Source organism: Phyllobacterium sp. 21LDTY02-6, from assembly GCF_023554255.2.
In the GTDB taxonomy this organism is placed as follows: Bacteria; Pseudomonadota; Alphaproteobacteria; order Rhizobiales; family Rhizobiaceae; genus Phyllobacterium.
In genome coordinates this window covers 375,418-396,164 of sequence record NZ_JAMJWD020000003.1, presented here as the reverse complement: position 1 = coordinate 396,164, position 20,747 = coordinate 375,418, and the positions used below count along the sequence as shown (strand labels likewise).

The window sequence follows — 20,747 nt, the reverse complement described above, 5'->3', positions numbered from 1 at the left end:
GACCCTGATACCACTACTGACGCGCTGAAGACCGCCCGTCTCCCCCTCATTTCAATGACCAGACGCGATTTTCGCGGGCGTGGTGAGGATTTTCTGTATTCAGCATCTGCACAAGGGATTGCACCCCACCTGCTTCATGCCAAACACCCACCTCCCTCATGCTGAGCTTGTCGAAGCACGCACTATGCTTTTGCAATGCTCCAAAGAAGGATCGCACAAACGTTGCTGCGTCCTTCGACAGGCTCAGGATGAGGGAGGGAGGGATTTGCAGGGTTCTAGTTCTGCAAGGTTTCAGACACAGCATGAGGGATGTAGTGGGTGGCCCGGAAATGCTTACGCCGTAGATTCCGGCATGGTTGCCAGCACCCGCACGGCGCCGTCGTCGATGACGTTCCGCATCGATCGCTTGGCGGCGCGGACATTGCCGTCCCGGATCGCATCGGCGATCGCCCGGTGGCGTGCCACCGTGTAATCATGCCTGTGGGCATTGGGTATGGGCGAGCTGATCGTGAAGGTCGTCACCAGCGCCACCTCGATCAGGGTGCTGATCGAGCGCATGAACGGATTCTGCGACGCATCGGCGATCGCCATGTGAAATTGCAGGTCGCTATCGACGAAATTCGACACGGACTGGCCGGCCTCCGCCATTTTCCCCACCCAGTGATAGAGCTTGTCCAGCTGCGGAGCGGTTCTGCGAAGGGCGGCGAGACCCGCCGCCTCCGGTTCGAGCGCCAGACGCATCTCCAGCAGGCTCATGAGGAATTCCGGCGTCGGCCCGGCCTCGAAATGCCATACCAGTATGTCCGGATCGAACAGGTTCCAATGCGACCTTTCCAGCACGCGGGTGCCGATCTTGGCGCGGGGCTGGATCAGCCCCTTGGCCGCCAGCGTCTTCAAGGCCTCGCGCAAGACGGTTCGCGAAACGCCGAACTGCTCGAACAATTCCGCGTCGCCCGGCAGGATGCTGTTCTCGGCATAGGCGCCGCTGACGATATTCAGCCCCAGCGCCCGCATGACGTGGCCGTGCTGGGTGTGCGACTGGCCGGCCGTGCGGAAATCGTAATTGCTGAGGTCGTGTCGTGGCAAATCATCCCCCAGTCGGCGCCGCGGATCGCCTGAGCGACAGGACCACCAGCACCCGCTGCAGTCCGATGAACGAGAAGAGCAGGACGCCGACGACGATCTTCGTCCACCAGCTGGAAAGGGTGCCGTCGAAGACGATATAGGTCTGGATAAGGCCCTGGATGATCACCCCGACAAAGGTGCCGGCGACATAGCCGACGCCGCCCGTCAGCAGCGTGCCGCCGATGACGACGGCTGCGATGGCATCGAGTTCGACACCGACCGTCGCGAGCGAATAGCCGGCCGACGTATAGAGGGAGAAGACGATGCCGGAGAGGCCGGAGAGGAAGCCGGACATGGCGTAGATGCCGATGGTCGTGCGCGCCACCGGCACGCCCATCAGTTCGGCGGAGCTGCGATTGCCGCCGATGGCATAGATGTAGGAGCCGAACTTGCTGAAATGCGCAATGATCATGCCGACCACGAACACGGCTACCATCAGGCAGCCGATGAAGGTCAGCCTGCCGCCGCCGGGCAGGCGGTAGAACACGCCCTGCAAGGCGGCATAGAAGGGATGGTCGATCGGAATGGAATCCGTCGTCATGACGAAGCACATGCCCCGGGCGAGAAACATGCCGGCGAGCGTGACGATGAAGGCAGGCACCTGCAGATAGTGGATGATGATGCCCATCGCCGCGCCGAAGGCGGTGGTGATGGCCAGCGCGACCGCAAAGGCAACGAGCGGATGAACGCCGTGCTGGGTGATGAGCACGGCGAGCAGGACCCCGGTGAAGGCAATGACCGAGCCGACGGAAAGATCGATGCCGCCGGAGAGGATGACGAAGGTCATGCCGACGGCGGCGATGCCGAGAAAGGCATTGTCGGTGAGGAGATTGCCCGCCACCCGCGTCGAGAACATCGCCGGGAACTGGATCAGGCAGGCGGCATAGGCGATCAGGCAGATCAGCAGCGTCGCATAGAGAGGCAGGAGGCGGGTATTCATTGCTGTCTTGTCCCTTTTGCGCGGAATTCCCCCTTGAGGAACGCCCATCCGCCCAGGGATGAGAACGACTGCGCCAAGAGGATGACGATGATCACGAGCGCCTTCAGGATGAGGTTGTATTCCGGCGGAAAGCCCGAGAGCAGGATGCCGGTATTCATGGCCTGGATGATGATCGCGCCGATGGCGGACATGATCAGCGAGAAGCGGCCACCGAACAGCGAGGTGCCGCCGATGACGACGGCGAGAATGGCGTCGAGCTCGAGCCAGAGGCCGGCATTGTTGGCGTCGGCGCCACGAATATCGGCCGCGATGATGATGCCGGCGAGCGCGGCGCAGACGCCGCAGAACCCGTAGATGACGAGCAGGAGCAGCTTGCTGTTCAGGCCCGCATAGCTGCTGGCGCTCCTGTTGACGCCGATGGATTCGATGAGCAGGCCGAGCGCGGTGCGCCGCACCAGCACGATCGTGACGGCGAGGAGGCAGGCGGCGATCAGGATGGGGACGGGTATGCCGAGAATGGCGCCGCTGCCGAAGAAGATCAGCCCGGGCTCGTTGAAGGTCACGATGGAACCTTCGGTGATGAGCTGGGCGATGCCGCGCCCGGTTACCATCAGGATCAATGTCGCCACGATGGGTTGCAGGTCGAAATACGCGACGAGGACCCCGTTCCACAGGCCGCACAGGAGGCCGACGCCGATGGCTGCGATGACGGCGACCGGCACCGGATATCCCGCTACCGTCATCGTGGCGGCCAGCGCGCCCGAAACCGCCATGACCGCGCCGACGGAAAGGTCCACGCCGCGGCTGGCGATGACCGCCGTCATGCCGATGGCGAGGATGATGATCGGCGCACCGCGGTTGAGCACGTCGACGAGGCTGCCATAGAGCCGCCCGTCCTGGAACCGGATCTCGAAGAAGCCGGGAAATGCCAGGTAGTTGAGAAACAGGATCAGGGCGAGCGAGCCGAGCTGCGGCGCTGCCCGCGCCGCCGCCGGAATGAACATGTTCTTCATGCGGGAACTTCTCCGGTTTCCGTCGCGATCATCTGCATGATGTTGGAAGTCGTGATCTCGTCGCCGGAAAGTTCGCCGAGATGCGTACGATCGCGCAGCACCACGACGCGATTGCTATAGGCCACGATCTCGTCGATTTCCGAGGAGATGACGAGGAGTGCGAGCCCCTTGTCGCAAAGCTCGTTGATGAGCGTGATGATTTCCGCATGCGCGCCGACATCGATGCCGCGCGTCGGCTCGTCGAGGATGAGGAAGCGCGGATTGGTGGCGAGCCAGCGGGCGAGGATCACCTTCTGCTGGTTGCCGCCCGAAAGCAGCTTGACGGGCTTTTCGATATCGGTGGTGCGGATGTCGAGCGCCTTGACGAAGCGGTCGGCCATGGCTGTCTGCTCGCGCTTCGGCAGGCGATTGAACCAGCCGCGGTGCGCCTGCAGCGCCAGCGCGATATTCTCGCGGATGGAGAGATCGCCGATGATGCCGTCGGATTTCCGGTCTTCCGGGCAGAGGCCGAAGCCGAGGGCGACCGCATCCTGCGGCGTGCGTATGCGAACCGCCCTGCCGTCGATCCAGGCTTCGCCCTTGTCGGCGGCGTCGATGCCGAACAGAAGCTTCGCCGTCTCGGTGCGGCCTGAGCCCAGGAGCCCGGCCATGCCGATGACCTCGCCCTCGCCAATGTCGAGGTCGAATGGAGCGATGCTCCGGCTGCGCCCGACGCCCTTGAAGGAGAGCTGCCTCTCCTCGGGCGGCGGCCGGTGGCGCCGGTCGCCATGGGTGGCCACGGCAAGCGTGCGGCCCAGCATCATCTTGACGAGATCGAGCTTCGGCAGTTCGGAAGTCGGCGCGCTGCCGGCGAGCTTGCCGTTGCGCAGCACGGTGACATGGTCGCAGACCTCGTAGACCTGATCGAGGAAATGCGTGATGAAGACGATGCCGAGGCCGCGGGCCTTCAGCCGCCGGATCATGGCGAACAGAATCTCGACCTCATGGCGGTCGAGGCTGGCGGTGGGCTCGTCAAGGATGAGGATACGGCCGGACATGTCGACCGCGCGGGCGATGGCGACCAGTTGCTGGATCGCAACGGAATAGCGCGACAGGTCCGATGCCACGTCGAGATGCAGGTCGTATTGCGCCAGTACCTCGCGCGCCCGCCGTTCCATCAGCCGCCGGTCGATGAAACCATATCGCGTCGGCTGGCGGCCGATGAACAGATTGTCGGCTACCGACATGTTGGGGAGCAGGTTCACTTCCTGGTAGACGGTGCCGATGCCGAGGCTTTGCGCATGATGCGTATCGCGCACGTGCACCGGCTGCCCGTCGAGGCTGATCACGCCCGCATCGGGCTGGTGTACGCCGGTAAGCACCTTGATCAGCGTCGATTTCCCGGCGCCATTTTCGCCGAGCAGCGCATGGACCTCGCCGGCCCTTATCGAAAAGTCGACGCCGTCGAGCGCCTTGAAACCGACGAAGGACTTGCCGATGCCTTCGACGGCGAGCACATTGGCTTTGTCCGTCATCACGCCCTCTCCCGCGAGCGAATTCCAAGAAAGGCCAGCCGCCCCGGAAAGGGCGGCCGGCGCGACGGGCTCTATCAGTAGCCGAGGCCCTTTTTCTCTTCGTAGACCTTCATCGGGTCGTCGGCCTGCGTGAAGAGTTTCGACTCGGTCTGGATCCATTTCGGCGGGGCCTTGCCGCTGTCCTTGAATTCCTTCAGCGCATCGAATGCGGGACCGGCCATATTGGGCGTCAGCTCGACCGTCGCATTGGCTTCGCCGTCGGCCATGGCCTTGAAGATATCCGGGACGGCATCGACCGAGACGACCAGAATATCCTTGCCCGGCTTCAGGCCAGCTTCCTTGATGGCCTGGATGGCGCCGACCGCCATGTCGTCATTATGGGCGTAGAGCGCGCAGATATCCTTGCCGCCATTCTCTGCCTTGAGGAAGCCTTCCATCACTTCCTTGCCCTTCGACCGGGTGAAATCACCTGTCTGGCTGCGGACGATCTTGATGTTCGAGGCAGAGGCAATGCCCTCTTCGAAGCCCTTCTTGCGATTGATCGCCGGGCTGGAGCCGACGGTGCCCTGGAGCTCCAGCACCTTGCAATCCTTGTCGGCGACGGTCTTGGCCAGCCATTCGCCCGCCACCTTGCCTTCATGCACGGTATCGGAGGTCACGGCCGTCAGATAGAGGCTGTCATCGGCGGTCTCGATCGTGCGATCGAGCAGGATGACCGGGATATCGGCTTCCTTCGCTTCCGCAAGCACCGTGTCCCAGCCGGTCGCGACGACCGGCGCTATGAAGATGGCATCGACGCCCTGAGCGATAAAGCCACGGATGGCCTTGATCTGATTTTCCTGCTTCTGCTGCGCATCGGCGATCTTGAAAGCGATACCGCGCTTTTCCGCCTCGATCTTCGACACGGATGTCTCCGCGGCGCGCCAGCCGGATTCCGAGCCGATCTGCGAAAAGCCGACCGTCAGGTCGGCAGCACTTGCCGTTCCGAAACCTGCCACTGCGAACACACTGGCAAGCAAAATTCTCTTCATGGAAATCATGATTTCTCCTCCCGAAAAACAATTCAATGCGAAAGATCCTCCCAGATCTGATTCAGTTATTATAATATAGTAATACAAATGGCAAGCGTGGTCAGAGACCTTTTCGCGCGGCGGTTGCAGCACACCCATGGGCCGATCAAGCGGACGGAGGAACCAGCCAGCCAAACGAAAATGGCCCGCTCGGAAGCGGGCCATTTTCTGGTCCAGTCGATGCTGTCGCTCAGCCCTTGACCCCGGACGAGATCATCACGGCCTGGGTCACCCTCTTCTGGAAGATCAGATAGGCGACGGCGACGGGCATCGCTCCGAGCAGTGCCACCGACATCAGGCGCGCATAGAACACGCCGAACGCGTCCTTGACCTGCGTGATGCCGACGGGAATCGTCATCATGTCTTCCGTCGTCACCGCGAGGAACGGCCAGAGGAACTGGTTCCAGGCCATGATGAAGGTGATGATGGCGAGCGCGGTCGTGATGCCCCAGTTCAGCGGCAGATAGATCTTGAACAGCAGCGTGTAGTCGCCGCCGCCATCCAGCACCACCGCCTCGCGCATCTCCTTCGGCACCGCGTCGAAGAACTGCTTGTAGACGATGATGACGACAGGGACGATGAGTTGCGGCAGGATGATGCCGGCCCACGTATTGATGAGGCCCATATCGTTCATCAGGATGAACTGGGTGACGACGAGGGCCTGCGACGGCACCATGAAGCTCGCCAGCACCACGCCATAGAGAATGCGCCGGCCCGGAAACCGCATCTGCGAGATGGCATAGGCGCACATCATGCCGGAGACGATCACCGTTACGGTGATGATGAGGGCGGTGCCGATCGAATTGATGTACCAGTTGACGAGATTGCTGTTCCAGAGGATGTCGACATAGGAGGAAAGGTTGAATTCGTCGGGCATGATGCCGGCGGCGTCGGACACCACGCGTTCTTCCGAACGAATGGACGTGATGAATGCCCAATAGAGCGGAAATATCCACAATGCCGCGGCGAGGAAGGTGCAGGCCGTCAGCACCGCGTTTTCGATTTTCCTGATCGATCTCATCGCCGTCCTCCCGCACGAAGCAGCTGGAACTGCAGGATCGACAGCATGGCGATGATGACGAACAGCACCAGCGCGATCGTCGAGGCATAGCCGCCATGGTTGAGCTGGAAGGCCTCGCGGTAGACCATCAGCAGCAGCACATAGGACGAATTGAACGGACCGCCGCTGCTGAGCAGGTAGACCTGGTCGAAGATCTTCAGCTGCAATATCAGCTGCAGCGTCAGCACCAGCGCCGTGACCGGCCAGAGCAGCGGCCAAGTCACCCTGGCGAACAATTGCCAGCGCGTGGCACCGTCGAGCTGCGCCGCCTCGTAATAATCCTTCGGGATATTGCGCAGGCCGGCGATGAACAGCAGGACGTTGAAGCCATTGGTCCACCAGATCGTCACCGCGGCGACAGTCGGCATGACCCAATAGGGATTCTTGAACACGGGAACAGGCTTGCCGGTGAAGAATTCGATCATCGGCTGCAACACGCCGAACTGGAAATCCAGCATCCATGTCCAGATCTGCGTGACCACCGACACCGGCAATATGTAGGGCAGGAAGAATATGGCCAGCGCCAGCGCCTGCAGCGGCCCGCGCAAACGGGTGATCATCAGCGCGATGCCGAGCGCCAGCGCCGTCGTCGGAACCACCGTCAGCAGCACGAAATAGCCATTGTTCTTCAGCGATGTCAGGAACAGCTTGTCGGATAGAAGCCGTACGAAATTGTCGAGCCCGATCCACTCGCCGGGGCCGATAAGCGGCGAATTGGTGAAACTCAACTGCACGAGCCGGATCGTCGGGTAAAGGAAGACCAGCGCGAATATCAGTACGAACGGTGCAACGAGCGAGACGGCAACCGCCACCTCCTTCCGCCGGTTTGTCAGCACAGCCACGTCAGAAACCTCCCAGTATGCCCAGTGTGCCCAGTATCGATGCGAGGGGCCGCGCGCGAACGCACGGCCCGACAGCCGCTTATTTCAGCCGATCCTGCAGATCCTGCTTTATCTGTTCCGCCGCCTGCATCGGCTCGGCATAGCCGTGGATGGCGGGAGAGATGACATTGATTGCCGCGTCATAGGCCGGCGATGCGACGCCGGCGATCGGCGAGCGCGGATCGTAGGAGGCATTGTTCGCCAGCGCCGAATAGGTGGCGTTCGGCTCCATCTTCTTGAACGCCTCGCCCTCGGCCACTTCCTTATAGGCCGGGATATGCCCGGCTTCAGCCCAGGCGAGCGAATTCTTCTCCATCCAGCCGATGACGGTCATGACCGCCTTGCGCTTTTCCGGCGACATCTTGTTGTTGGCGGGGATGGCGAAAGCGTGCGAATCCGCCCAGGAGGTCTGCGTGCCCATGAGGTTCGGAACTTGCACGGCGCCCCATTCATAGCCGAGCGTGCCCTTCTTCTCCATGTCGATCATGGTGGGCACTTCCCACACGCCATTCAGCGAGAAAGCCGATTTTCCGGCGGTGAACAGCGCGACCGAAGCCTCGTACTCCGCCTGTTCCGGCTGCCAGCCATTGCCGGCCCACCGGGTCATGACTTCGATCGCCTTGGCGGCCTTTTGCAGATTGTCGCCGGCCAGGACTTCCTTGCCCGTGATCAGCTCCCCGCCCTGCTGGCGCAGCAATGTATAGAAGACGCGGAAGGTGCCGCCATCGTCGCCCGTCGCGTAGGAAACCGGCGCTTCCGCGCCCTTCTCCTTCGCCAGCGCCAGCGCCTCTTCGAAATCCTGCAGATTGTTGATGCCGGTCAGCTTGCCATCGGCGTCGAGGAACTTCGTGTCCTTGAGATAGGACTTGTTGTAGTAGAGCACGATCGAGTGGATATCGAACGGTACCGCATGGAGCTTGCCGTCATCCGAGCTCGCGGCCTTGACCGAGGCAGGGAAGAAGCTTTCCTTGGTCACGCCGGCATTCTTCAGGTCCTCGTCGGTGATCTCGTCGAGCACGCCCTCCTCCAGGCCGAGCGGCATGCGCGACAGGTGATAGGTCATGACATCCGGCCCCTGCCCGACGGCAACGGAGGTGCGCACCTTCGTATAGAAGGGGATGCCCCATTCGAGCGTGGTGCCGGTGACCTTGATATCCGGGTGCTCCTCGTTGAAGCGGGTGATCAGCGCCTTCATGCGGACGCCATCGCCGCCGCTGAGGAAATCCCACCAGGTGACGTTTTCCACCGCCCAGGCCGGAATCGTCATGAGCGCCATCGCCGTGGCGGCAAGCAGAGTTTTGTATTGCATCAGAATTCCTCCATCATGTGAGGCCACCTCACTCCCGTCGGTGGCTATTGACCCAACTCCATGAAAGCGTCAGCGCAGCCGACGCCCATTCTCCGCAAAAACAAGGACGTCTTCCGGCGCCGCTCCGACCGCTATGGCCTTTCCATCGAGGCTGTTGCGGCGGCCGCGCATCTCGACGACGATGGGACGCCCGTCGGACAGGCGCGCATGCAGATAGGAAACGCCGCCGAGATCTTCCTCCATTTCAACTGTCGCCGGAATACCGCCATCGACCGGTTGCAGATGCTCGGGCCGCAGCCCGATCCTGATGCCGGTGCCGGCGGCAACCTCCGTGGTCACTCTTGCCGTCAGCTCCTGCCCTATTGCGTCGAGGCCGATGCGCAGCAGGCCGTCCTGCTGGCCGAGGGCCCGCCCGGCGAGAAAGTTCATGGCCGGCGATCCGATGAACCCGCCGACGAACTGATTGTCGGGATCGTCATAGAGCTCGAGCGGCCTGCCCGCCTGCTGCACCACGCCGCTCTTCAGGACGAAGATGCGATCCGCCAGCGTCATCGCCTCGACCTGATCATGGGTGACATAGATCATCGTCGCGCCGATCTGCTTGTGCAGCCTCGCAAGTTCCAGCCGCATCTGCACGCGCAGCTCGGCATCGAGGTTCGACAGCGGTTCGTCGAACAGGAACACCTTTGGCTGCCTGACGATGGCGCGGCCGATGGCGACGCGCTGGCGCTGCCCGCCCGACAATTCGGAAGGCCGTTTCTTCAGGTGGTCCTCGAGATGCAGGATGCGCGCCGCCTCCTGCACCATGTCGTTGATGCGCGCCTTCGGCGTCTTCTTCAATCGCAGGGAAAAGGCCATGTTCTCGAAGACGGTCAGATGCGGATAGAGCGCATAGGACTGGAACACCATGGCGACTTCGCGCCTGGCCGGTTCCACATGCGTGACGTCGCGGCCCTCGATGGAAATCGTGCCGCCGGTCGTATCCTCAAGCCCGGCGATCATGCGCAACAGCGTGGACTTGCCGCATCCCGAGGGTCCCACGAAAACGGCAAAGTCTCCGGTCGGAATTTCCATGCTGACATCGTGGATGACGTCGATGGGGCCGAAGCTCTTTTTCACATTGTTCAGAGTGATCCCCATGTCGCCGCCTCAATTCATCTTGAGGCGGAAGACATGATAGGAAAGCGGTGCGATGCTGCCCTTCAGATTGCCGTCCTCGACATCGACGCCCGCGCCCTGCCTTGGCACGACATGATCCGGCCGGTCGGGGCCATTGGTATCGTTGAGGCCGTAGCCTTCCATCGCATGATGCTCGAACAGCGCCGCCTTGGCAAAGCCGGTCAGGCTGACATCGAGCTCGGCCTTTTCGGTGAGATGCCTGTTGACGACGAAGAGCGTCAGGACGCCCTCGCCCCGGTCATGGACCGCGGCAATGTCGAGATAGGACACGTCATCGGCGACACGGCAATCATAGGTCGGCGCATCGACGGCGACGTTCAAGGCTTCGCCGCGCCCGTAGATCGAGGCGAACCGATAGGGATGATAGATCGTCTGGCGCCAGGCGGGACCGTTCTTCTCGGCGCGAATGGGGGCAATGACGTTCACCAGCTGCGCGATGCAGGCGATGCGCACGCGGTCCGAGCGGCGGATGAATTCATTCAGCAGGCCGGCGACGAACAGCGCGTCCTCGAAATTATAGGTTTCCTCCAGCAATGCCGGCGCCTCCGGCCAGTCCCATGTCCGCCAACGCTGGCTGTCCTCTTCGCGGATATGGTACCAGACGTTCCATTCGTCGAAGCAGATATGAACGTCGTTCTTCGCCCGCTTCTTCGACTTCACGTAGTCGATCGTGCCGGCAATGGTCTGGATATAACGGCCGGTCTCCTCGATCTTGCCGAAATAGTTCAGCGTGTCCTTGCTCTTGTTGCCGAAATATTTGTGCAGCGAGATGTAGTCGACATTCTCGTAGCACTCTTCGAGCACTTCGCGCTCCCATTCGGGATAGGTCGCCATGCCGTCATTGGAGCTGCCGCAGACGATCGCCTCGATATCGCGGTCGAAGCTCTTGAACGCCTTGGCCGTCTCATTGGCGAGGCGGCCATATTCGGTGGCGACCTTGTGGCCGATCTGCCAGGGGCCATCCATCTCGTTGCCGAGGCACCACATCTTGACCTGGTAGGGATCGGCCTTGCCATGCGACTGGCGCAGGTCGCTCCATGCCGTGCCCGACGGGAAATTGACATATTCGAGGAAGTTGCGCGCATCGTCGAGACCGCGCGAGCCGAGATTGACGGCCAGCATCATTTCGATGCCCGCCATCTTGGCCCAGTCGGCGAACTCGTTGACGCCGATCTGGTTGCTTTCCTTCGAGCGCCAGGCAAGGTCGAGGCGAACCGGGCGCTGGTCCCTCGGACCGATGCCGTCCTCCCAGCGATAGGCCGAGACGAAATTGCCGCCCGGATAGCGAATGGCCGGAATGCGCAGGTCCTGCACGAACTTCAGGACATCCTTGCGAAAGCCCTGTTCATCGGCCTGGGGATGGCCGGGTTCGTAGATCCCGCCATAGATGGCACGCCCCATATGCTCGATGAAGGCGGAGTAGAGCCGCTCATCGATATCGCTGATCTTGAAATCCCTATGGACGGCCGCGCGAGCCTTCATTCTGCTTCCTCCTATATCCACGAACACGATATAAATCGTATTTTTGGATATAGACAGGCCAGCCGGTGGCACTTGTCAATGGCTAGAATGTGCTGCAGCGCACAACGCAGCGCCGGCTTCCGAACTAGGGCCTTGTTTTCAAACGTAAAATAATATCCTGGTCGTAATTGCCAAAACCGCGGCCAAATATGTTGATGCCGCCGGGGTGGCGGCTATCCGCCTTGACCTCGACGCGCAACCGTATCGAGCGGTGCTCGTCAAGCGCGAGGTCGTCGGTGGTGACGTCGGATATCCTGTGGCCATCGACGAAGGTGCCCGTCGGGCCGACGGACCACGTCTTGAGCATTCCGTACTGCGATCCCTTCAGCTTCCACCAATCGGGCGTGTAGGTGCCCCTGCGGTCGCCATAATCGCCGGGCGAGGTCCAGACGCCGATCTCCCTGCCATTCACAGACAAGACGATATCGGATGGCCAGTTCGCCAGGGTTCCCGGAACCTCCGAGCTGACTTCCATAGCAATTTCAATGGCTTCTATACTATGACCGCGCAATTTCGCATTGTTGGGAAACTGATATTCGACAAAGCCGCTGGTGAACCAGAGCAGGCTCGTCTTCATGCGCTCCGGATCCATGAAGGTTTCCGGCACGTCGAGAAGCCCGATTATTCCATTCACCGAACAGATGCCGCAGGGGCCTGTCACCGCATTGTTGGTATAAAGACCCAGCGGCATCGCTACTTCCACGATATCCGACGACAGCGCGGGCCGGGTCGGATTGAACGTGACGACGAGTTCGTCATAGACCGCAAAGCACATCTTCTGGTTGCCCTTGCGCGCTTTCTGCATCTCGGTGCGGACAAGCCCCGCATTTTCCAGCACCTGGAGATGCGCCGAAACGGATGATTGCGGCAGGCCGGATGCCTTTGCCAGGTCATTGACGTTCATGCCCGGCAGCCTGGACAATTCCTTCAAAAGCCTGATGCGCGGCATCGATGAGACGCCCTTGATGACGGCCAGGTCTTTTTCGGGGTCTATTACGAGAAAGTTGGAGTCCATTTTGCGTACCGACTGATCCGAGATTTACGCTTCATATCGGATTTATCGATTCAGATAAACGGATATTATCGATTTCTGCTGCTCCGGGCCGGTCAAGCCACAATCTGATACAGTTTCGGCCATTTCCTGAAACATTCGGGATACGCCGCTCCTTCATAAGCCTCCGCACCGATGTCGCACCCCGCGACAGCAACCATGGAGCGTCTCATGAAATATTCCCGTACGGATATCAGTCGCAATCGTCTCGCCGGCCAGGCCCTTGCCATCGCATTGGGCGCGGTGTTTCTGGCCCCTGCCGCCTATGCGCAGGCCTCCGGCAGCGCAGCCGTCAGCGCCGGGACCAAGGCCGCCAGCGAAAGCATACGGCCTTTCAGGATCGAAGTTCCCCAGCCGCAGCTGGACGAGCTTCGCCGGCGGATCGCTGAAACGCGCTGGCCCGACAAGGAAACGGTGGGCGACCTGTCGCAAGGCATCCAGTTGTCGCGTGTCCAGGATCTGGTTCGCTATTGGGGCAGCGATTACGACTGGCGCAAGGCCGAAGCCCAGCTCAACGCCCTGCCGCAGTTCATCACCACCATCGACGGCGTGGACATCCAGTTCATTCACGTGCGATCCCGCCACCCCAATGCCCTTCCCGTCATACTCACCCACGGCTGGCCGGGATCGACATTCGAATTCATCAAGGCGATAGGACCGCTTACCGATCCGACGGCCTATGGCGGCCGCGCCGAGGATGCGTTCGACGTCGTAATTCCCTCCATCCCCGGCCATGGCTTTTCGCAGAAGCCCACCGGGCCCGGCTGGGGTCCCGACCGCGTCGCCGCTGCATGGGACGTGCTGATGCAGCGTCTTGGATACACGCATTATGTTTCGCAGGGCGGCGACCATGGCTCCGTCATTTCCGACGCGCTTGCGCGGCAGGCGCCGAAGGGGCTGCTGGGTATCCATCTCAACATGCCGGCGACGGTTCCGGGCGCGCTCATGAAGGCGATCAACAGCGGCGATCCCGCGCCGGCGACGTTGTCCGAGGCCGAGCGCGAGGCCTATCAATCGCTGAGCACGTTCTTCGGCAGGAACGCCGCCTACGGTGCAATGATGGTGACGAGGCCGCAGACCATCGGCTACTCCCTCGCCGACTCGCCCGCAGGCCTGGCCGCATGGATCTACGAGAAGTTCGCCCAGTGGAGCGACAGCGGCGGCGTCCCCGAGCGCGTTCTCTCCAGAGACGAGATGCTGAACGACATCACCCTGTACTGGCTGACGAATAGCGGGGCGTCATCGTCACGCTTCTACTGGGAGAACAACAAAAACAATTTCAGCGCCGACGCGCAGAAAACGAAGGACATCAAGGTTCCCGTCGCCATCACGGTCTTCCCCGGAGAAATCTATCGCGCTCCCGAGAGCTGGAGCAGGCAGGCCTATCCTTCGCTTCAATATTACCACCAGGTCGAAAAGGGCGGTCATTTCGCCGCCTGGGAACAGCCTGAACTTTTTGCCGGGGAGCTGAGAGAAGCCTTCAGGCCGCTGCGCCGATAAATCACCAACACAGACCAGCACCAACCATTCCGAAAGGACAAGACCATGAAACATATCCGCCATCTGGCAGCCCTGGTCCTCATCATGACCGCCGCCGCCTCGCTGCCTGCTTCGGCCGACCAGCCTCTGAAACGCACCGATCTGGTGCAGGGCGACATCGACATTCCCGGCCATGAGGCCGCACAGGTCCGTGTCGATTTCGCTCCGGGCGTGCTCGCACCGAAACACACCCATCCGGGCGAGGAGATCGCCTACGTTCTCAAGGGCACGATCGTCTATGAGCTCGAAGGCCGCGATCCGGTGACGCTTACCGAAGGGCAGTCGCTGTTCATTCCCTCCGGCGTTCCACATTCGGCGCGGAATATCGGCAAGGATACTGCCTCGGAACTCGCCACCTATATCGTCCGCAAGGGCGAGACGGTCTTCGTCCCCGTCAAATGAAAATGCGGGGTGGGACGCGGGAAAACCGCCCCCACCCTCACCTGAAGGCGAGATTGGGCAGCCAGAGCACCAGGCCGGGCACGAACAGCAGCACGGCGATAAGGGCGACGATGGCGGCAATGAACGGGATCGATTCGATTGAATATTCCTCGATCGAGACATTCATCAGCGAGCATACCGCGAACATCGCCGAACCGCTGGGCCAGGTCATGCCGCCGAGAGTGACGATCGACATCATCAATATGCCGAAATGGACGGGGTCCATGCCCAGCTGCACGATGATCGGCACGAATATCGGCGTCAGCAGCAGCACCATGACGGTGCTGTCGAGGGCGAGCCCCGCCACCAGCAGGAAGACCAGGATGACCAGCACGATCAGGTTCGGATCGCTGATCCCGGCCAGCATCCAGCCGGCGAGTTCCTGGGGCACCTGCATATAGATGGTGGCATAGCCGACCATGCCGCTCATCAGGATGATGAGCATGATCAGGCCGACATCCGAGGTGGCCTGCCCGAAACTCCGCCAGACCTCCTCCAGTGTCAGCTGGCGATGGGCGAAAAAGCCGATGACCAGCGCATAGACGACGGCCGCCGAACCCACCTCGGAAGGCGTGAACAACCCGCCCCGGATGGCCAGAACCAGCGCCACGGGAAACAGCAACGCCCATTTGGCATCCCAGCAGGCAGTTCCAAGCGCCCGCAAGGTCGGCCGCGTGCTGTCGGCGACGACATACTTGCGCTTCTTGGCAATGAGATAGGTCGTGAGCATCAGGACGGCCATCATCAGGAAGCCCGGGACTATGCCGGCGAGGAACAGCCGCCCGATCGAGACATTGCCGACGAAGCCGTAGAGGATCAGCCCGATCGACGGCGGAATGGTTGCGGTGATCAGCGAGCCGACGGCGATGGCCGCGGCCGAGAAACCCTTGCCATAGCCCTTCGCCACCATTGTCGGGCCAAGGATGCGCGCTTCCATGGCGGCATCGGCGACGGCGGAACCCGAGACGCCGCCCATGAGCGTCGACAGCACGATGGCGACCTGCGCCAGCCCGCCGGACATCCAGCCGACGGAAACCAGCGCCACCTTCAGGAGGCGCGAGGTGATGCCGCTTGCATTCATCAGGTGCCCGGCAAGCACGAAGAACGGCACGGCGAGCAGCGGAAAGCTCTGGCTCATCGAGGCGATCTTCTGGACGCCGATCGACATCGGCATGCCCGGCGTGGTCATGAAGAAGATGAAGCCGGCTATCCCCGTCGCGAAGGCAACAGGCATGCCGACGACCATCAGGATCACAAAGACGATTGTAATGAGCAGCATGATCAGAGTTCCAGCGTTGGGGCGGAGGCTTCGATTTCCGCAGGGGTGCGGTTGTAGATGAGCAGTTCCTCGCGCTGGCCGCGGAATGCCCGCACCATGTTATGGACGAGCGTCGCGCCCAGCAGTACGCATCCCACCGGCACCGCCACGGTGACCCAGGCATAGGAAAGCGTACTGTCGCCGAAAGTGCGCTCGCGATTGAGCCAGGTAAGCCTCCACCCTTCCAGCGCGAGAACCGCGAGAAAGGCGATGATGATCACCGCGCAGATCACTTCGAGCCAGAAGCGGCGCTGATAGCGGAGACGCGATACGAGCACCTCCATACCGAGATGCGACTTCTCCCGCATGGCCTTGTTGGCGCCAATGAAGCAGAGCCAGATGAACAGCAGCTGAGCCATATCGACCGACCAGATCAGCGGGTGGCCGAAGAAGCGCATGATGGCGGCAACGAAGACGAGGCCGGTAATGCCTGCGAGCAAGGCGAAGCAGATCGCCAACTCAAGTTGAACCAAGCGTTTGAGCATGATGTCCCCAGATCAAAGACGGCGGCCCGCAGAGGCCGATTTTCAATTGTTGGTTATCGCCTGCAGTTCCTGCCGCAGGGCGCCGTAGCCGAGCTTGTCGTAGACGACCGCGGTGGCCTCCTTGAAGGGCGTCACGTCGATCTCCTTGACCGTCATGCCGGCAGCGACCAGATCGGCCTCGATCTTGGCCAGCGAATCCTGCGTGCCGTGCGATGCGATGTCGCCGGCCTTCAACGCCTCTTCGCGCAGCATGGTCTGCAGCTCCGCCGGTAGGCTGTCGAACCACGGACCCGAGGTGACAAGGCCGGTGATGAGATTGATGTGGCCGGTTTTGGTCAGCACTTTCGTCACTTCAGGCAGCTTTGCGCCGAGACCCGCCGGCAGCTGTGCCTCGACCGAGTCGATAACCCGCTGTTCCAGCGCGGAATAGACTTCGGCAAACGGCATCGGCGTCGGTACCGCGCCCATTGCGGACACTGTTTCCACCCAGACCGGCGCGCCGGGGGTCCGCATGCGGTTGCCCGCAAGGTCGGCCGGCACCTTGACTTCCTTGCTGGTCCACAAATGCCTTTCGCCCTGCCACCAGTTGAACGACAGGACCTGGTGCCCGGACGCGTCGTGCAGTTTCTTGACCCAATCCTCGAACTTGTCCGAAACCACCACTTTACGGATGCCGTCATAGCCCGAGGCGAGATAGGGGGCGCCGAGGACGCCGAATTCGTTCACGAATGCCGCGAGCCGTCCGCCATCGACGATGACGGCGACCGGCGCACCGGCGCGGGCCTGCTCCAGTACGTCCTCGTCGGCGCCGAGCTGCGAGTTCGGAAACAGCTTGATTTCCATCGCGCCATTGGACGCCTTGGCGACATTGTCACGGAAGGCTTCAAGACCCTTGTATAGCGGGTCCGAAGTCGTCAGCGCCGTGTTTATGCTGAGCGTATAATCCGCAGCCAGCGCCGGCGATGCCAGCGAAATCGTGGCCGCCACGACCGCCCCTGTCCAGAATTTCGAAACAAAGCTCATTTTGTCCTCCCAAAAGCCATTGGCCCTCCAGCCTCTTTGCAAGACTAGTATGGTAGTATATGTAGTGTCAACATGACGGCGAATTTCAAACTTGCGGCTCTCACACCCGATACCACGCGTGCCCGGCAGACCAGTGTCGGCGGCCAGGTCTATGAGGTGGTGCGCAATGCGATCGTGCAGCTGCAGCTGCGGCCCGGCGATGCGGTTTCCGAATCGGAGATCGCGGCACAGCTCGGCGTCTCGCGCCAGCCGGTACGCGAAGCTTTCATCAAGCTGAGTGAGGCGGGCCTCGTCGAGATACGCCCGCAACGGGGAACATTTGTCCGTCTCATCTCCGTGCAGGAGGTCGAGAACGCCCAGTTCCTGCGCGAAGCCATCGAAGTGGCGGTTGTGCGCAAGGCCGCGCTGCAGGCATCGGCGGCCGGGATCGCCCAGCTTCGGGATATCATCGAGCAGCAGCGCAGGGCAGCCGCAAGGGGCGATCATTCGGGGTTTTTGCGGCTGGACGAAGCCTATCACCAGGCCATTGCCGGAAGCGTCAATTGCGATGACGCCTGGCGGGTCCTGGACAGCCTGAAGGCGCAGATGGACCGCGTGCGCTATCTGTCATTGCCCGAGGCAACACCCCTGGACGCCATCATCGACCAGCATGCGACGATCGTCGAGGCGCTCGAAACCGGATCGCCTGAGACGGCCGAATCCGCGATGCATATCCACCTTCGCGAGATACTTAAATCATTGCCGAAACTTGCGGCGGAAAACCGAAGTTTTTTTGCCGATTGATGCCTGGCTCGCAATGTGTGAGATGAAACGAGCTTCCGATGGCTGGAAGCTGCCGAGACCGTTGTGGAGGGCGCCGGCGGCTGATCGACAAGTGGCGCTTGCCGAATTATCTATTAAACATGAACAGGAAATCAGAAGAGACCGTGGCGGCGCGCATCAGCCGCCATCTGGCAGACCGCATCATCGCCGGTGAGATCGAGCCGGGGGCGCGGTTGCGGCAAGATCATATAGCCGAGGAGTTCGGCGCAAGCCACGTGCCGGTGCGCGAGGCGTTTCGGCGTCTGGAGGCGCAAGGGCTGGCCATCAGCGAACCGAGGCGTGGCGTCCGCGTTGCCGCTTTCGATCTTTCCGAGGTCAAGGAAGTTGCGGAAATGCGGGCCGCGCTCGAAGTGCTGGCATTGCGGCACGCCGCGCCGCATCTGACTTCAGCCATTCTCGATGCCGCCGAAGAAGCGACGAAGGCCGGTGATAATTCACGCGACGTCCGCTCCTGGGAGGCGGCCAACCGCCGTTTTCATCGCCTGATCCTCGAGCCCTGCCGGATGCCGCGTCTCATGGCAACGATCGACGACCTGCATGCGGCGAGCGCCCGTTTTCTCTTCGCTACCTGGCAATCCGACTGGGAGACGCGGACGGACCACGATCATCGCGCCATTCTGGCGGCGCTGCGCAAGGGCGATGTCGAAACCGCCTGTGCGACGCTTGCACGCCATGTCCAGTGGATTGGGCATCGTCCCATCACGCGGGGCGGCCGCAAGCGCGATGTTTTCGCGATTGTCGGATAGAATTATCTATATTCCGCTTGCAATTCATGCCCGCTTCTGGATTCATTATAGATATTATATAATTTTATCTATAAAACGAGGATCCGAATGCACCAAGCAGCCGCTGTCGACAAGCTCAATTTCCGATCATCCTTCAGGATCGCCGCCACCATCGTCATCGGGGTGGCCTTGATCACCGCCGCAGCGAAGATCCATGTCCCTTCCTGGCCCGTGCCGATGACGCTGCATACCCTGGCCGTCATGGCTATCGCGCTGGCCGTTGGGCCGCGTCTCGCCACGGCGACCTTTCTTGCCTATCTCGCCGCCGGTGCGGCGGGGCTGCCGGTCTTCTCCGGCACACCCGAGCGGGGCATCGGGCTCGCCTATATGGCCGGTCCGACAGGCGGCTATCTGCTCGGATATCTGGTGGCGAGCTGGCTGACCGGAACGCTGGCGCGCGGACGAAAGACGGTGGGCAACATCATGTCCATGCTGGCGGGCCTTGCCGTGACCTATGCCATCGGCCTTCCCTGGCTTGGTTTCTACGTGCCATTCGAGCGGATCATCGCGCTTGGCTTCACACCCTTCATCATCGGCGATCTGATCAATATTGCCGTGGTGGCTTTCGGTGCGGCGCTTGTTCCGGCCCGCCTTTCCAGGTTGATCGGCGAATGACGGCCTCAAGCCTCGCTATCGACCTGGTCGAGGATACCGCCGAACCATTGCGCGCGACCTGGACACCGGCTGATGCCCGCAGGATCTACGATCTGCCATTTCCGGAATTGCTCTACCGGGCGCAAACCGTCCACCGCCGCCATTTCGACCCGACCGAGATCGAGACTGCGACGCTGCTGTCCATCAAGACTGGCGGCTGTCCCGAGGATTGCGGTTATTGCTCCCAGAGCGCGCATTGGAAGACCGGCATCAAGGCAACCAAGCTGATGGAGGTCGAGCGCGTGCTGGCGGAAGCCCGCCGCGCCAAAGCCGGCGGCGCCACTCGATTCTGCATGGGGGCTGCCTGGCGCAGTCCCAGGGCTCGCGACATGGATGCGGTCTGCGCCATGATCGAGGGTGTCAGGGCGCTCGGCATGGACAGTTGCGTGACGCTCGGCAGCCTGACGCCCGGGCAGGCCGCGCAATTGGCGGAAGCCGGGCTCGATTTCTACAATCACAACATCGACACTTCGCGCGATTTCTACGCCGAGATCATCACGACGCGGACCATGGACGATCGGCTGCAGACGCTCGAACATGTTCGGGCCAGCGGCATCAAGGTCTGCTGCGGCGGCATCGTCGGCATGGGCGAGACGGTGGATGATCGTATAGCCATGCTGATCACGCTGGCCACACTGGAACGGCCTCCGGAAAGCGTGCCGCTCAACATGTGGAACGCCGTCGAAGGCACGCCTGTCATGGACAAGGCGAAGCCGGTCGAACCGATCGCCTTCGTGCGCCTCGTCGCGCTTGCCCGCATCCTGATGCCGCGCAGCGTCGTGCGCCTCTCGGCTGGAAGACATGCTATGAGCGACGAATTGCAGGCCCTGTGCTTCCTTGCCGGCGCAAGTTCGATCTTCACCGGCGAGACTTTGCTCACCACCGCCAATCCCGGCCGGGACAAGGATGCCGATCTGCTGGCGAAGCTCGGCATGCGTGCGGCTGCGATGCCCGCCGGAGGATCGGGCGAAGGTCGCGGTTCTCGGGCGGCTCCCAATGATCTAGCCGCTCGATAGC

Annotated in this window: 20 protein-coding genes; 6 read left to right on the top strand and 14 right to left on the bottom strand. The window is 61.6% G+C overall.

What is annotated here, in order from left to right; translation table 11 throughout:
* Nucleotides 1-333: 333 nt before the first annotated feature.
* From M8997_RS13275 to M8997_RS13225, 11 genes are all read right to left on the bottom strand, one after another.
* Complete coding sequence (locus M8997_RS13275) at nt 334-1,086, bottom strand: FadR/GntR family transcriptional regulator (RefSeq protein ID WP_250018936.1); 753 nt, start codon at nt 1,084-1,086, stop codon at nt 334-336.
* Nucleotide 1,087: 1 nt separating this feature from the next.
* Entirely contained in the window at nt 1,088-2,065 is a 978-nt protein-coding gene (gene yjfF, locus M8997_RS13270; protein ID WP_250018937.1) for a galactofuranose ABC transporter, permease protein YjfF, read from the bottom strand.
* Nucleotides 2,062-3,078, bottom strand: a complete 1,017-nt coding sequence (locus M8997_RS13265; protein WP_250018938.1) for an ABC transporter permease — start codon at nt 3,076-3,078, stop codon at nt 2,062-2,064. Before M8997_RS13265 ends, yjfF begins: the two co-directional genes overlap by 4 nt.
* Complete coding sequence (gene ytfR, locus M8997_RS13260; RefSeq protein WP_371929572.1) at nt 3,075-4,595, bottom strand: galactofuranose ABC transporter, ATP-binding protein YtfR; 1,521 nt, start codon at nt 4,593-4,595, stop codon at nt 3,075-3,077. The genes M8997_RS13265 and ytfR overlap by 4 nt, the downstream gene beginning before the upstream one ends.
* A 71-nt stretch (nt 4,596-4,666) precedes the next feature.
* The gene (ytfQ, locus tag M8997_RS13255; protein WP_250018940.1) at nt 4,667-5,623 is read right to left on the bottom strand and encodes a galactofuranose ABC transporter, galactofuranose-binding protein YtfQ; all 957 of its coding nucleotides are present in this window, start codon (nt 5,621-5,623) and stop codon (nt 4,667-4,669) included.
* A 229-nt stretch (nt 5,624-5,852) separates the two neighbouring features.
* The gene (locus tag M8997_RS13250; protein ID WP_250018941.1) at nt 5,853-6,683 is read right to left on the bottom strand and encodes a carbohydrate ABC transporter permease; all 831 of its coding nucleotides are present in this window, start codon (nt 6,681-6,683) and stop codon (nt 5,853-5,855) included.
* On the bottom strand, nt 6,680-7,558 hold the full coding sequence (locus M8997_RS13245) for a carbohydrate ABC transporter permease (RefSeq protein ID WP_371929582.1): 879 nt from the start codon (nt 7,556-7,558) through the stop codon (nt 6,680-6,682). The genes M8997_RS13250 and M8997_RS13245 overlap by 4 nt, the downstream gene beginning before the upstream one ends.
* 85 nt (nt 7,559-7,643) lie before the next feature.
* Nucleotides 7,644-8,915 carry an extracellular solute-binding protein gene (locus tag M8997_RS13240; RefSeq protein ID WP_250018987.1) on the bottom strand — a complete coding sequence of 424 codons (1,272 nt, stop codon included), beginning with the start codon at nt 8,913-8,915 and terminating at the stop codon, nt 7,644-7,646.
* 66 nt (nt 8,916-8,981) lie between these two features.
* Nucleotides 8,982-10,052 carry an ABC transporter ATP-binding protein gene (locus M8997_RS13235; RefSeq protein WP_250018943.1) on the bottom strand — a complete coding sequence of 357 codons (1,071 nt, stop codon included), beginning with the start codon at nt 10,050-10,052 and terminating at the stop codon, nt 8,982-8,984.
* A 9-nt stretch (nt 10,053-10,061) separates the two neighbouring features.
* Nucleotides 10,062-11,573 (bottom strand): alpha-N-arabinofuranosidase, encoded by a 1,512-nt coding sequence (locus M8997_RS13230; RefSeq protein ID WP_250018944.1) that lies wholly within the window; start codon nt 11,571-11,573, stop codon nt 10,062-10,064.
* A gap of 124 nt (nt 11,574-11,697) precedes the next feature.
* Nucleotides 11,698-12,627, bottom strand: coding sequence for a transcriptional regulator (locus M8997_RS13225; protein WP_250018945.1), 930 nt, complete (start codon nt 12,625-12,627; stop codon nt 11,698-11,700).
* Nucleotides 12,628-12,834: 207 nt separating this feature from the next.
* Here M8997_RS13225 and M8997_RS13220 point away from each other — a divergent pair, with 207 nt between their 5' ends.
* Both M8997_RS13220 and M8997_RS13215 read left to right on the top strand, forming a co-directional pair.
* Entirely contained in the window at nt 12,835-14,163 is a 1,329-nt protein-coding gene (locus M8997_RS13220; RefSeq protein WP_250018946.1) for an epoxide hydrolase family protein, read from the top strand.
* A 54-nt stretch (nt 14,164-14,217) separates the two neighbouring features.
* Nucleotides 14,218-14,604, top strand: a complete 387-nt coding sequence (locus M8997_RS13215; protein WP_371929581.1) for a cupin domain-containing protein — start codon at nt 14,218-14,220, stop codon at nt 14,602-14,604.
* A gap of 37 nt (nt 14,605-14,641) precedes the next feature.
* Here the strand turns inward: M8997_RS13215 and M8997_RS13210 are convergent, their stop codons facing one another.
* The 3 genes from M8997_RS13210 to M8997_RS13200 are packed head-to-tail and all read right to left on the bottom strand — an operon-like array spanning nt 14,642 to nt 17,469.
* Complete coding sequence (locus M8997_RS13210) at nt 14,642-15,922, bottom strand: TRAP transporter large permease (protein ID WP_250018948.1); 1,281 nt, start codon at nt 15,920-15,922, stop codon at nt 14,642-14,644.
* Nucleotides 15,923-15,924: 2 nt separating this feature from the next.
* Complete coding sequence (locus M8997_RS13205; protein WP_250018949.1) at nt 15,925-16,446, bottom strand: TRAP transporter small permease; 522 nt, start codon at nt 16,444-16,446, stop codon at nt 15,925-15,927.
* Between the two features lie 42 nt (nt 16,447-16,488).
* On the bottom strand, nt 16,489-17,469 hold the full coding sequence (locus tag M8997_RS13200; protein WP_250018950.1) for a C4-dicarboxylate TRAP transporter substrate-binding protein: 981 nt from the start codon (nt 17,467-17,469) through the stop codon (nt 16,489-16,491).
* 72 nt (nt 17,470-17,541) lie between these two features.
* Here M8997_RS13200 and M8997_RS13195 point away from each other — a divergent pair, with 72 nt between their 5' ends.
* The 4 genes from M8997_RS13195 (at nt 17,542) to bioB (ending at nt 20,746) form a co-directional block, all read left to right on the top strand.
* Complete coding sequence (locus M8997_RS13195) at nt 17,542-18,252, top strand: GntR family transcriptional regulator (RefSeq protein WP_250018951.1); 711 nt, start codon at nt 17,542-17,544, stop codon at nt 18,250-18,252.
* A 119-nt stretch (nt 18,253-18,371) separates the two neighbouring features.
* Nucleotides 18,372-19,037, top strand: coding sequence for a GntR family transcriptional regulator (locus tag M8997_RS13190; RefSeq protein WP_250018952.1), 666 nt, complete (start codon nt 18,372-18,374; stop codon nt 19,035-19,037).
* Nucleotides 19,038-19,124: 87 nt separating this feature from the next.
* Nucleotides 19,125-19,691: a biotin transporter BioY gene (locus tag M8997_RS13185; protein ID WP_250018953.1), complete on the top strand. Its 567-nt coding sequence runs from the start codon at nt 19,125-19,127 to the stop codon at nt 19,689-19,691.
* Nucleotides 19,688-20,746: a biotin synthase BioB gene (gene bioB, locus M8997_RS13180; RefSeq protein WP_250018954.1), complete on the top strand. Its 1,059-nt coding sequence runs from the start codon at nt 19,688-19,690 to the stop codon at nt 20,744-20,746. The genes M8997_RS13185 and bioB overlap by 4 nt, the downstream gene beginning before the upstream one ends.
* Nucleotide 20,747 lies beyond the last annotated feature (1 nt).

Bases quoted from the DNA above. Each gene is read 5' to 3' on its own strand.
- M8997_RS13190 (WP_250018952.1), top strand. From the start codon at position 18,372: ATGAACAGGAAATCAGAAGAGACCGTGGCGGCGCGCATCAGCCGCCAT.
- M8997_RS13210 (WP_250018948.1), bottom strand. From the start codon at position 15,922: ATGCTGCTCATTACAATCGTCTTTGTGATCCTGATGGTCGTCGGCATG.
- M8997_RS13220 (WP_250018946.1), top strand. From the start codon at position 12,835: ATGAAATATTCCCGTACGGATATCAGTCGCAATCGTCTCGCCGGCCAG.
- M8997_RS13230 (WP_250018944.1), bottom strand. From the start codon at position 11,573: ATGAAGGCTCGCGCGGCCGTCCATAGGGATTTCAAGATCAGCGATATC.
- yjfF (WP_250018937.1), bottom strand. From the start codon at position 2,065: ATGAATACCCGCCTCCTGCCTCTCTATGCGACGCTGCTGATCTGCCTG.
- ytfQ (WP_250018940.1), bottom strand. From the start codon at position 5,623: ATGAAGAGAATTTTGCTTGCCAGTGTGTTCGCAGTGGCAGGTTTCGGA.
- bioB (WP_250018954.1), top strand. From the start codon at position 19,688: ATGACGGCCTCAAGCCTCGCTATCGACCTGGTCGAGGATACCGCCGAA.
- M8997_RS13265 (WP_250018938.1), bottom strand. From the start codon at position 3,078: ATGAAGAACATGTTCATTCCGGCGGCGGCGCGGGCAGCGCCGCAGCTC.
- M8997_RS13200 (WP_250018950.1), bottom strand. From the start codon at position 17,469: ATGAGCTTTGTTTCGAAATTCTGGACAGGGGCGGTCGTGGCGGCCACG.
- M8997_RS13250 (WP_250018941.1), bottom strand. From the start codon at position 6,683: ATGAGATCGATCAGGAAAATCGAAAACGCGGTGCTGACGGCCTGCACC.
- M8997_RS13205 (WP_250018949.1), bottom strand. From the start codon at position 16,446: ATGCTCAAACGCTTGGTTCAACTTGAGTTGGCGATCTGCTTCGCCTTG.
- M8997_RS13195 (WP_250018951.1), top strand. From the start codon at position 17,542: ATGACGGCGAATTTCAAACTTGCGGCTCTCACACCCGATACCACGCGT.
- M8997_RS13185 (WP_250018953.1), top strand. From the start codon at position 19,125: ATGCACCAAGCAGCCGCTGTCGACAAGCTCAATTTCCGATCATCCTTC.
- M8997_RS13235 (WP_250018943.1), bottom strand. From the start codon at position 10,052: ATGGGGATCACTCTGAACAATGTGAAAAAGAGCTTCGGCCCCATCGAC.
- M8997_RS13225 (WP_250018945.1), bottom strand. From the start codon at position 12,627: ATGGACTCCAACTTTCTCGTAATAGACCCCGAAAAAGACCTGGCCGTC.